This is a genomic window from uncultured Thiodictyon sp. (assembly GCF_903828115.1).
In the GTDB taxonomy this organism is placed as follows: Bacteria; Pseudomonadota; Gammaproteobacteria; order Chromatiales; family Chromatiaceae; genus Thiodictyon.
This window is the reverse complement of sequence record NZ_CAIKKU010000203.1, coordinates 1-8,314: the sequence shown is the minus strand read 5'-3', so window position 1 is coordinate 8,314 and position 8,314 is coordinate 1. Positions and strand designations below refer to the sequence as shown.

At 67.7% G+C, this 8,314-nt stretch carries 10 protein-coding genes and 1 pseudogene; 5 read left to right on the top strand and 6 right to left on the bottom strand.

Features of this window, described 5'->3' with window-relative positions; genetic code table 11:
• From QZY48_RS07485 to QZY48_RS07465, 5 genes and pseudogenes are all read right to left on the bottom strand, one after another.
• Positions 1–310 (bottom strand): annotated as a pseudogene (locus QZY48_RS07485) (hypothetical protein); the annotation flags it as partial.
• Between the two features lie 73 nt (positions 311–383).
• On the bottom strand, positions 384–1,154 hold the full coding sequence (locus QZY48_RS07480) for a YdcF family protein (RefSeq protein WP_295429688.1): 771 nt from the start codon (positions 1,152–1,154) through the stop codon (positions 384–386).
• A 496-nt stretch (positions 1,155–1,650) separates the two neighbouring features.
• Positions 1,651–1,869, bottom strand: coding sequence for a DUF2892 domain-containing protein (locus QZY48_RS07475; protein ID WP_295429686.1), 219 nt, complete (start codon positions 1,867–1,869; stop codon positions 1,651–1,653).
• A gap of 105 nt (positions 1,870–1,974) precedes the next feature.
• Positions 1,975–2,538 carry a cation transporting ATPase C-terminal domain-containing protein gene (locus QZY48_RS07470; RefSeq protein WP_295429684.1) on the bottom strand — a complete coding sequence of 188 codons (564 nt, stop codon included), beginning with the start codon at positions 2,536–2,538 and terminating at the stop codon, positions 1,975–1,977.
• Positions 2,490–4,394 carry a DUF599 family protein gene (locus QZY48_RS07465; protein ID WP_295429683.1) on the bottom strand — a complete coding sequence of 635 codons (1,905 nt, stop codon included), beginning with the start codon at positions 4,392–4,394 and terminating at the stop codon, positions 2,490–2,492. Before QZY48_RS07465 ends, QZY48_RS07470 begins: the two co-directional genes overlap by 49 nt.
• Before the next feature lie 45 nt (positions 4,395–4,439).
• On the opposite strand from QZY48_RS07465, the gene QZY48_RS07460 reads away from it, so the two are divergent.
• On the top strand, positions 4,440–4,565 hold the full coding sequence (locus QZY48_RS07460; protein ID WP_295429680.1) for a hypothetical protein: 126 nt from the start codon (positions 4,440–4,442) through the stop codon (positions 4,563–4,565).
• A 308-nt stretch (positions 4,566–4,873) separates the two neighbouring features.
• Here QZY48_RS07460 and QZY48_RS07455 read toward each other — a convergent pair whose 3' ends face one another.
• Entirely contained in the window at positions 4,874–5,050 is a 177-nt protein-coding gene (locus tag QZY48_RS07455) for a CsbD family protein (RefSeq protein ID WP_295429678.1), read from the bottom strand.
• A 317-nt stretch (positions 5,051–5,367) separates the two neighbouring features.
• Between QZY48_RS07455 and QZY48_RS07450 the strand changes: the two genes are divergently transcribed.
• The 4 genes from QZY48_RS07450 (at position 5,368) to QZY48_RS07435 (ending at position 8,206) form a co-directional block, all read left to right on the top strand.
• Positions 5,368–5,631: a hypothetical protein gene (locus QZY48_RS07450; RefSeq protein ID WP_295429674.1), complete on the top strand. Its 264-nt coding sequence runs from the start codon at positions 5,368–5,370 to the stop codon at positions 5,629–5,631.
• 99 nt (positions 5,632–5,730) lie between these two features.
• A complete protein-coding gene (locus tag QZY48_RS07445; protein ID WP_295429671.1) occupies positions 5,731–5,943 on the top strand; it encodes a hypothetical protein in 213 nt (70 codons plus the stop codon).
• 266 nt (positions 5,944–6,209) lie between these two features.
• Entirely contained in the window at positions 6,210–7,412 is a 1,203-nt protein-coding gene (locus QZY48_RS07440; RefSeq protein WP_295429668.1) for an efflux transporter outer membrane subunit, read from the top strand.
• A complete protein-coding gene (locus tag QZY48_RS07435; RefSeq protein WP_295429665.1) occupies positions 7,409–8,206 on the top strand; it encodes an ABC transporter ATP-binding protein in 798 nt (265 codons plus the stop codon). The genes QZY48_RS07440 and QZY48_RS07435 overlap by 4 nt, the downstream gene beginning before the upstream one ends.
• Positions 8,207–8,314 lie beyond the last annotated feature (108 nt).

Sequence of the window (8,314 nt, the reverse complement as noted above, 5' to 3'; positions counted from 1 at the left end):
GCTCAAGAGCCAGCGTCTGGAGCTTCCCGACATGGCTTACACGCTCGACGACTTCAAACGTGACACCTACCGAAACCGCCGTGCCGACCGCACCCGCTCCGCCAACCGCCCAGCATCCCTGACATAAACCGTATTCCCTCCCCGAACGCGCCCCATGCAGCGGCTCCAACACCCGCTCGAACGGCCGATAGCGGAAGGTCTCGAACCCCTGCCCCAGCATCGCCACATGCAACGCCTCCTCATCGGACCCATACCGCCCACCGCTGTCGTTCATCTCCATCATCACCGCCAATAGCCCCGGATCGGCCAAGGTCCGCACCGCGACCGGAGGGTGCGCACGGCGCACCCTACGCCAATGGTCCGAGCAATTGCGTCAGGTGGTACTAGCCCCCCGCCTGCGCCCAGTATCCAAGATACTCCTTCGCCGCCAGTCCCGTTGCCTCGAGTGCCTCGATACTCGGCACCCAGCACTGCACCCCCTGGCAGCCTCCAAAAGACCGATAATCTGCCCCTGCCGGAACGACCGCGAATCCAGCCCGCTCAAACGGCGCCACCGCCCGGCGCAGATGCCACGCGGAGGTCACCAGCAACACCCGGTCGACCCCCAAGGGTTTCAGCAGTGCCCGGCTGAAGGCCGCGTTTCCCAGCGTATTGCGGCTCGCCGACTCCAGCAGCAATGCCGAGCGCGGCACCCCCAACCCGGTCAACAACTGCGCGATCGCCTCGGTCTCCGGCTCCTGCAACGGCGGCTCGATCCGCCCGCCCGCGCTCACCACCACTCGCGGCGCACAACCCGCATGGTACAGCCGTGCCGCCTCCCACACCCGATCGGAACCGCCATGCAGACGCGCGCGCACATCGCCCTCGACCCTGGGCCGGACCGCACCGCCCAGCAACACGATCGCATCGGCCGCAGGACAGGCCGCCGCGTCCCGTGGCGGGTACGCGCCCTCCAGGCTCGCCATCAGCGACTCCGCCACCAACGGCGAGGAGGCGAGCCCGATCACTGGCAGGCCACCGACGACGAGCAGCGAGCCCGCCCGGCGTGCACGCGGATACCACAGCAAGACCAAGCCGAAAAACGCCAGCCCTAACCCCAGCGGCAGGGGCATGACCGGGGTGGTCAACAGGCGTTGGAGAGCCAGCCAGTCCATTTCAAAAGTCCCTGATCAACCACCTTCGCTCCCGACGCCTGGGCAAGAATAGGGGATGGTGATTGGTCTCGAAACTCAGCGCCAGTCCGCGAGCCTGCCATCCATGGCACTGGATTCCGGCATCCTGCCGGAATGACGAGCCCAAAGGACAGACACCGACGCGCGTCGTCCCGGCAGGATGCCGGGACCCAGTGCCACGGACGGCAACCCGCAGGCCAACTGAGGCACAGCGCTAATCACCTAGGGGACTATTCGTGATGGTCGACTCACCCAGGCGACGCAATCGCTATTCCGGCCACCACGCGCCTGACATCCGTCGCGGCCAGGGGGCCGCTCCTACGGCGTCGGAGCGGCCCCCCCGGCCGCGACGGGTTGCCGCAAGGGCGCGCGGCCGCAGTTGAGAGCAACCCAGATCCGGCAATTGCTCACGCCAAACGCCCCGCCGCAAAGCCCACCGGCCGCGCCGGGCGGCGCGGTCGGTGGACGGCCCGGCGGCCTACTTGACCACCGGCGGCACGTCCTTGTTGGTGCTGAAATCAAAGAGCCCGTAGGCCGGGCAGAAGCGGAAATAGGCGGTCGCGATCAGGGCCGCGCCGATAATGGCCGCCACCCAGCTGTCGCCGCGCATCGCGCCGATGAGCAGGAGGACGGCAACGCCGATGCGGATCATGCGGTCAGTGGTGCCGATATTGTTTTTGCTGATGTCGAAGTTCATAGCGAATGCTCCAGTTGCGGATGATAGACCTTGGCCTCCGTGCCGGAGCGGTCCGCGGCGTTCCCGGATGGGTCGGCGCTGCGGTACCGGTCCTTCCCGCCCGCGTCATTGCGGATGGGAAGCCTTGAGATAATTCAATTCATGACGATTCGTCGCTTCACCGGCGCCGGTGCCGGGCGGTCGGGTGATAAAGCGGGCCGTCGGCTGCGCGCTGGGCGCCAGCCACCGGGCCAGCGCCTTCTCCACCTCGACCAGCAGGAAGATCGCGAGGCCGACACCGATCGGCAGCAGCCACTCGCGTGCGGCCAGCGGGGCGGTATGGAACCAGAGGTTCATGACCGGCACATAGACGAAGAGCCCCTGCAGGACAATGAGCAGCCCGACCGACAGCCAGGCCGCCGGATTGGTAAACCACAGCCGCGGCCGCAGGCTCGATTCAGTCAGTGAACGGCAATTGAACAGGTTGTCGTAGATGGTGCGACCCTGTTCCACCGCGTGCTCGATCGAGGCGAAGTTGTCGTCGGCCGCCTCCAGTTCGGCCCCGGTCACGGCGCGGCTGCCATCCCCGATACCCATTTCCCTCCCGATGGCGATGGCGGTGCCGGGATGGTCGCCGGTGATCATCTTGACGCGGATGCCGGCCTGCCGGAAGGCGGCGATGGCCGCCACCGCCTCCGGGCGCGGCGGGTCGACGATACCGACCAGCCCCAGGAAGACCAGACCCCCGTCGAGATCGGCGGGACTAAGATCGGTCTTGCCGTCCGGGGGCGTGCCGACGGCGGCGGCCAGCACCCGCAGCCCCTGGGCGCCGAGCGCGTCGACCTGACCCACCCAGTAGGCGGTGTCCAGCGGCTCGTCGCGGCCGTCGGCAGCACGCTGACTGGTGCAGCGCGCTCAAGCACCGGGCCGGGCGCCCCCTTCACGAGCAGCCGCAACCCGGTGCGCGGTATCTGATGGAGCGTGGCCATAAGCTTGGCCGTGGAATCGAATGGAATGACCGCCAGCCGCCTGGCCTTGCCGGGCGTGAAACCCGCCTTGCGCGCCAGGGTGCACAGGGCCCCCTCGGTCGGCTCACCGATAACCTTCCAGTGGCCGTCGTCCTCGGCGATCCCCGCATCGTTGCACAGGGCCGCCACCTCGATCAAGGCCAGGAAGTCCGGGGTTTCGGCAAGCGCTACGGCAAGGCCCGCGTGCCGCACCAGACCGTCCGGGGCATACCCGATCCCGGACACCTGGTACTGCCGGACGCGGGTGACGACATGACGGACCGTCATCTCGTTGCGGGTCAGGGTGCCGGTCTTGTCCGTGCAGATGACGGTCACCGACTGCGCGATCAGTTGGCCGATGCGTCCCAACTCGGTGCGCGCCCCGGTGCCGGTGACGACCCCCAACCCGGAGCCGCCGGCGACCAGGGTGCCGGCATAGGCCGCGCCGCCGCGGTCGCCGATCCCCGCCGACTGGTCCACCGGGTCGGTGCCCTTGTCGGCGGGCACCGACTCGCCGGTCAGCGCGGACTCGTCGATGCGAAGACTGGCGGCCTCACTCAGGCGCAGATCGGCGGGCACCCGATCGCCGGCCACCAGCCGCACGGTGTCACCCGGCACCAGATCGGCCGCGTCGAGTCGTACCCACTGGCCGTCGCGCCGACAATGGGTGCGCAACGCGAGCATGGTGCGGATGCCCGCCAACGCCTGCTCGGCCTTGCCCTCTTGGATGAAGCCGATGACGGCATTGATGAGCGTTACGGCGAGGATCACCCCGGTATCGACCCATTGCCCCAAGAGCGCCGTCACGAGTGCGCCGGCGAGCAGGATGTAGATGAGGCTGTCATGGAAATGCTTGAAGAAGCGCATGATCGGCCCGGTCTTGGGCGCGGCCTGCAGCCGATTGGGGCCGACGGTTGCCAGGCGCTTGGCGGCCTCGGTACCGGCGAGCCCCTCGGGCGTACTTCGCAGGGCCGCGAAGACCTCGGCAACCGGCAGCGCGTGCGGGGCGCCGACGCCGAGCCCGGCAAGCGGGGCCGCGGCCGCACGCACCGGCGCGCGATCGTCATGGAAATCGAAGCGATAGAGCAGCAGCAGTGCGATCAACACCCCGCCCAAGAACCAGTCCGGTCCAATCAGCCACAGTACGAAGGGCACGGCCAGGATGAATACCCGGGTGCCCCGGTTATAGTAGCCGCCGGCACGATCCAGCGTATCGGCAATAGGTTGGGCCGGGGGACCACTGAAGAACCCGTCCGGCAGATTGATGACTAAGCCGATCAGGATACAGGTCGACGCAAACATGGTTGCGGACATCACCCAGTTGCGCAGCGTCTCGATCGCCAGCATATCCTTGCCGTCGGCGCGCACACTCTCGACCCAGGCCCGGCGCAGCCGGTTGGAGCGGCCCTGGTGAGTGCATTCGGGGTGGCGGCGAAAGACGCCGATCGCATAAACCTTATAGCCGAGCAGGAGCGCCAGGCCCAGGGCATCCAGACCCCAGACCCAGTGCAACCAGGCGAACTCGATGAGCGGCGTCACATCTCGCCCCATTAACGCGTGTAGTAAGTGGAGTCTCGCGACACGGTGGTCGTTCTGGTCGCGCGCCCCGGCGCGCTGGTCACGGTTTCGGTGGTCCTGGTGAGCGGACGGGCCGGGGCCATGATCACGGTTTCAGTGGTCCCCGCACGGGCCGGGGTCACGATCACCTGATCGACGCTGGTCCGCCCGGTCTGTCCGGTCGGACCCTGAACCCCCGAGGGTCCTTGCGGTCCGGTACAGGCGCACAGGCCGAGTGCCGCCACTAACGCGACCGATAGTGTTTGATAGTTTAACTCTTTTGTAGCAGAAAGTTCGGCGCGCCGTTGCAGGCGGACCGGAGCAGGATCACCGACGCCGACGGTTACCCGCGGCACAGGGCTCGCCGGCCGCTGCATCGTGATATCAGCAAGCATAGGCCGCAGCCCCTCCGGCGTCGGTGCGCCGGCGTACAAAGGCGGCGGGCGCGACCTGACGGACCCTTACTTGGCTGCCTTGAGGTCGTCCTTCAGGTCGCCAAGGCCGGCCCCGACCTTGCCCTTGTTCTTTTGGATATTTCCCTCGAGTTCCAGGTCCTTGTTGCCGACCACGTGGCCGGTGACTTCCTTGATCTTGCCCTTTGCCTCTTCGACGCGGCCTTTCACTTGCTCTTTGTTCATGACCATCTCCTGCTGGGACGTTTAAGCCGTGACCACGCTGGTCATGACCCGGGCGAGGAATGATCGATTCCATCGCTACAGCGACACTCTAGGTCTCATTGCGAATACCGTCGGTGCGGTAACGCACCCCGATGACAGCCCGCGACGGCCTTGGCCCCATGTCCGGCCGCGCGGCCTCGTAGGGTGGACAAGCGCAGCGCAGTCCACCAGGCGGCGCGGGATGCGGTGGACTGCGCTATCACTTGTCCACCCTACGCTGCTACGCGATCGCCAATCAAAAGTGCGATGACCGGACCGGCAATGACCAGGAGGTCTGCGTGAAGGAGGCCAAGGCGGTCGAGACCCGTATCCGGGCCGACGCCGAGGCGCAATTGAAGATCTGGGAGGCGGACCAGACGGCGATCGAAAAGACTGCCGCAACGCAAACCAAGGCGAAGGAGGAAGGCACCGCGGCCCGCCAGAATGCCACAGCGGAGAAGCGTGAGGCGAATTACGCGGTGGCGCAGGCCAAGTGCGGCGCCTTGACGGGTGCCGACAGTGATCGTTGCCTGCAGGAGGCCAAGGCGAAATTCGGCATGTAATCAGGCCCGGTGGGCAGGGACGGCCCAAGTCAATCGCGTCGCTGCGCGGGCACCCCGGTGCCGCCGCCGCAACGACATTTCAAACCTGGAGAAAATCTCATGAATCGTTCGATACTGATGGCCGCGCTGCTCGCCGGCCTGACCCTGGCCGCCTGTGACAAGACCCCCACCGTGGTCAATGTCCCCGCCGCGGCGCCTGGCCCCGCCGGCCCGCAGGGCGCCACCGGCGATCAAGGCGCCAAGGGTGCGGCCGGCCGCCAGGGCGAGACCGGCAAGTCCGGTGAGAGTGCCCCGGCCGAGCCGGCGAAGTAGTTGCCGGGAGAGCGCGGACCGATGGTCACCGGGCAGTAGCCGGCAACCAGGGACCGCGCACTTCGACCCCGCACGACGCCAGGTTCGGCGTCGCGGGGCCTTCACCCCGGAAAAAGCAGTTCAGCCGCAAATGAATGCAAATGGACGCAAATAATCAGAGACTTGGCTTTAACTGGGTCGGGCTTGCGCCGCGACCGCCAAAGCTCCGAAACTTAACGAATTGTAGGCCAACCATCATGCGTGCAGGAACCTCTAAGGCCTCACTCGTGAGGGGAAATCTCCTGCCGCACAGCCCGCTTGGTGCGGCAGTGGCGCAGCGTGCCGAGCAGGTCGGCGCACTGGTCGTCAGACGCAGACGCACCGCGCTGGATTACCGACGGGAGCAAAGCGAGGACCTGCGCATTGCGCTCGCGCACTGGTGGTCGCGCTTCAACGACCCGCTGCTCAGCACCCTCGTGACCGACGCCCTGCGGGCGAACACCGATGTCCAGGGCGCCCAGGCGGCGCTGCGGCAGGCCCGGGCGCTGCGCGATGTCGCGGCGGGCGCACTGTGGCCGACGCTGGACGGCGCGGCCTCGGCCCAGCACAGCAGCGCCGGTGGCAAGAGTACCGGCGAGCGGTTTCAGGTCGGTCTGGACGCGAGTTGGGAGCTCGACATCTTCGGTGTCAACCGCAGTGCCCTGGCGGCCGCCGCGGCGACCGCCCGCGCCAGTGCCGCGAGCCTGGGCGACGTGCAGGTGTCGATCGCCGCGGAGGTGGCGCTCGCCTACATCCAACTGCGTAACGCCCAGGCCCTGCTCGCGATTGCGGATGACAACCTGGCGAGCCAGCGTGAAACCCTGCAAATCACGCGCTGGCGCCTGCAGGCCGGATTGACCACCTCACTGGAGGCCGAGCAGGCGCTCACCCAGACCGAGCAGACCAGCGCCCTGGTGCCGGCCATCCAGACCGGCATCGCCCAGTCCCGATACGCACTGGCGGTGTTGACCGGCCGCCCGCCCGCGGATTTGGCAACAGCGCTGGCCGCGGTGGGTCCGGTGCCGCAAGCGGCGCCGGGCCTGGTCCTGAGCTTTCCGGCCGAAACCCTGCGGCAAAGGCCCGATGTCCGGGCCGCGGAGGAGGCGATGCGCTCGGCCATGGCGCGGGTGGCAGAGGCCGACGCGGCGCGCGCGCCCAACTTCAGGATCAGCTGCTCGCTGGGGCTCGACGCCCTGACGCTAGCCGGGCTGACCCATGGCGCCTCGGTGGTCAGCGTACTGCTGGCCGCCGTGACCGTGCCCATCTTCGACGGCGGGACCCTGCGCGCCCAGGTGCGGGCCCAGCAGGCCGCGCTGGATCAGGCGGGTTCGACCTACAAGGCGGCGGTGACACCGGGCATCAGCAACGGCCGTCTGACCGAGATCACCGGCGGCGACCTGCAGGCCGGGATGCAGGTGATCACCGACCAGAAGGCGGCGGCCGGGAAATGAGCGCGCCATCCACGGCAGCACGCACCGCGGCCCCGATCGCCGCCAGCGCCCCGCTGATCCACCTGCGCGGCGTGACCAAGGTCTACGGGACCGGCGCGGTCGCACTGTTGGCGCTCAAGGGCGTCACGCTCGACATCCGGGCCGGCGAGTTCGTCGCGATCATGGGGCCCAGCGGGTCCGGCAAGTCGACTGCGATGAACATCCTGGGCTGTCTGGATACCCCCAGTTCCGGCCAATACCTGTTCCTGGGCGCCCATGTCGAGGCCCTGTCGCGCGACCAGCGGGCGCGCCTGCGCCGCCGCTACCTGGGCTTCGTGTTCCAGGGCTTCAACCTGCTGGCGCGCACCTCGGCGCAGGAGAACGTGGAACTGCCGTTGGTCTATCGCGGCGACAGCGCCGCGGTGCGCCACGCGGCCGCCGCCCGGGCCCTGCGCTCCGTGGGTCTGGGCGGCTGGGAGCACCACACCCCGGCGGAACTCTCCGGCGGGCAGCAGCAGCGCGTCGCCATCGCCCGCGCCATCGTCACCGAACCGGCCGTGCTCCTGGCCGACGAACCCACCGGCAACCTCGACACCCAGCGCAGCCAGGAGATCATGGACCTGCTGCGCGCCCTGAACACGGACCACGGCATCACGGTCCTGATGGTCACGCACGAGCCCGACATGGCCGCCTATGCGCGGCGCCTGGTGCACTTCGTCGACGGGCGGATCGACAGTGATGCACCCAACCCGCACCCGGTTACATCGAACCCATCACCCCGGAAAGAGCAGTCATCCACAGATGAACACAGATGAACACAGATGAACACAGACACCATCGTTGTCGTTGTCGTTGTCGTTGTCGTAATCGAAAAAGCGATGCAATTTCGGGCGCGAGAGAATCCGAGGCGCTACGATAAGCTC

Excerpts from the sequence above, each read along its gene's own strand:
- QZY48_RS07480 (WP_295429688.1), bottom strand. The coding sequence starts at position 1,154 with ATGGACTGGCTGGCTCTCCAACGCCTGTTGACCACCCCGGTCATGCCC.
- QZY48_RS07475 (WP_295429686.1), bottom strand. The coding sequence starts at position 1,869 with ATGAACTTCGACATCAGCAAAAACAATATCGGCACCACTGACCGCATG.
- QZY48_RS07455 (WP_295429678.1), bottom strand. The coding sequence starts at position 5,050 with ATGAACAAAGAGCAAGTGAAAGGCCGCGTCGAAGAGGCAAAGGGCAAG.
- QZY48_RS07445 (WP_295429671.1), top strand. The coding sequence starts at position 5,731 with ATGAATCGTTCGATACTGATGGCCGCGCTGCTCGCCGGCCTGACCCTG.
- QZY48_RS07435 (WP_295429665.1), top strand. The coding sequence starts at position 7,409 with ATGAGCGCGCCATCCACGGCAGCACGCACCGCGGCCCCGATCGCCGCC.